The following is a 2195-nucleotide window of genomic DNA, read 5'->3' as shown; positions in this document are numbered from 1 at the left end:
CACCCTGGCCGGCCCGCTGAACATCGCCGGTAGCAATGACCTGGCCCTCAACGGCAACATCGGCGGCGCCGGTGGCCTGGTCAAGGCCGGCAGCGCGCGGCTGGCGCTGGCCGGCAACAACACCTATGCCGGCAATACCGCGCTCAATGGCGGCACCCTGGTGCTGGGCTCCAACACCGCGCTCGGCACCGGCACCCTGACCACCGCACCTGGCACCAGCCTGGACAGCAGCCAGGCGGTCACCCTGGCCAACAATGTCACCACCATGGGCGACCTCACCGTGCTGGGCAGCAACGACCTGACCCTGGGGGGTACCGTCGGCGGCACCGGCCGCCTGCTCAAGGCCGGCCTGGCGCGCTTCGCGCTGATGGGGGCCAACACCTACAGCGGCGGCACCGAGTTGCAGGCCGGCACGCTGGTGGTCGGCAACAACGCGGCGCTGGGCACTGGTGGCCTGGAGGTCACCGGTAACGCCAACCTCGACAGCGCCAGCGCCGTCACCCTGGCCAACCCGGTCAATGTCAGCGGTGTGCTCAACGTGCTTGGCACCAACGACCTGCACCTGGCCGGCGTGCTCAGCGGCGCGGGCGAGCTGAACAAGAGCGGCCTGGCCGACCTGACCCTGTCGGGCAACAACACCTTCAGCGGCATCCTCAACATTCTCTCCGGCAGCCTGAGCACCCTCGGCACCACTGCCCTGGGTACCCAGAGCCAGTTGAACGTCAGCACCGGCGCCAGCCTCAACCTCGACGGCAACACCAGCCTTGGCGACATCGGCGGCACCGGCGCGATCCAGATCGCCGCCGGCAACAGCCTGACGGTCGAAGGCGGCGTGTTCGGCGGCAATATCAGCGGCACCGGTACCTTGAACAAGCTCGGCAGCGCCACCCTGGCGCTGAACAGCGCCAACAGCCATACCGGCACCACCAACGTCCAGGCGGGCGGTCTGAAAGTGGACGGCTCCCTGGCCAGCGGCGCGGTCAACGTGGCCAGCGGCGCCAGCCTCAGCGGTGCCGGCAGCCTCGGCGGGGCGGTGACGGTGGCCAACGGCGGCAATCTCGCGGCCACCAGTGGCAGCACGCTGAACGCCGGCAACCTGGTGCTCGACAGCGGCGCCAACTTCAACGCTTCACTGGGCACGCCCTCGGGCGGCGGCAGCCCGCTGGTCAACGTCGCCAACAACCTGACCCTGGGCGGTACCCTCAACGTCACCGACATCGGCGGCTTCGGCGCCGGGGTCTACCGGTTGTTTGCCTACGGCGGCAGCCTCACCAACAACGGCATGAGCTTCGGCACCACGCCGGTACCGATCACCGACCTGACCGTGCAGACCGCCGTGGCCAACCAGGTCAACCTGGTGGTCGGCGGTGCCAGCAACGTACTGTTCTGGGACGGCAGCCAGAGCGTCGCCAACGGCCAGATCGACGGTGGCAGCGGCACCTGGGACGCCATCAACACCAACTGGACCGACGTCAACGGCGTGTTGAACAGCACCTGGAACGACACCTTCGCGGTGTTCCAGGGCGCCCCCGGCACCGTCACCGTGAACGGCAGCCACAGCATCACCGGCCTGCAGTTCGTCACCGATGGCTATGTGCTCAACGCCGGTACCGCCGGTGAGTTGCTGGGCAACGGCACCACCAACCTGCGTGTCGACAACGGCGTCACCGCCACCCTCAACGTCGCCCTCAACGGCACCGGCAGCGTCGCCAAGCAAGACGGCGGCACCCTGGTGCTCAACGCCGCCAACGGCTACAGCGGTGGCACCGCCCTCAACGGCGGCACCTTGGTGCTGGGCAACAACAGCGCGCTGGGCAGTGGCACCCTGACGGCCGCGGGCGGCACCACGCTGGACAGCAACACCGCCGTCACCCTGGCCAATACCACCGTGCTCAACGGTGCCCTGGCCATCGCCGGCAGCAATGACCTGACCCTCAACGGTGTGGTCAGTGGTACCGGCGGGCTGATCAAGAACGGTGCCGGCCTGCTGACCCTGAACGGGGCCAACACCTACAGCGGCGGCACCCAGATCAATGCCGGCGGCGTGGTGGGCAATACCACCAGCCTGCAAGGCGCGATCCTCAACAACGGAGCCCTGACCTTCGCGCAGAACGCCAACGGCAGTTACACCGGCAACCTCAGCGGCAACGGCACCCTGGCCAAGAACGGCACTGGCGAGCTGCTGCTGACCGGGG

At 68.5% G+C, this 2195-nt stretch carries 1 protein-coding gene; it reads left to right on the top strand.

The window, feature by feature from the left end:
- Nucleotides 1-2195 (top strand): beta strand repeat-containing protein (locus tag CC207_RS27895; RefSeq protein ID WP_371916501.1); only part of this gene is annotated, 2195 nt, incomplete at both ends.

The sequence above is a fragment of the Pseudomonas sp. DrBHI1 genome, from assembly GCF_002205115.1.
GTDB lineage: Bacteria > Pseudomonadota > Gammaproteobacteria > Pseudomonadales > Pseudomonadaceae > Aquipseudomonas > Aquipseudomonas mosselii.
The sequence above is the reverse complement of the archived record's forward strand: the minus strand, read 5'-3'. Positions and strand labels throughout refer to the sequence as shown.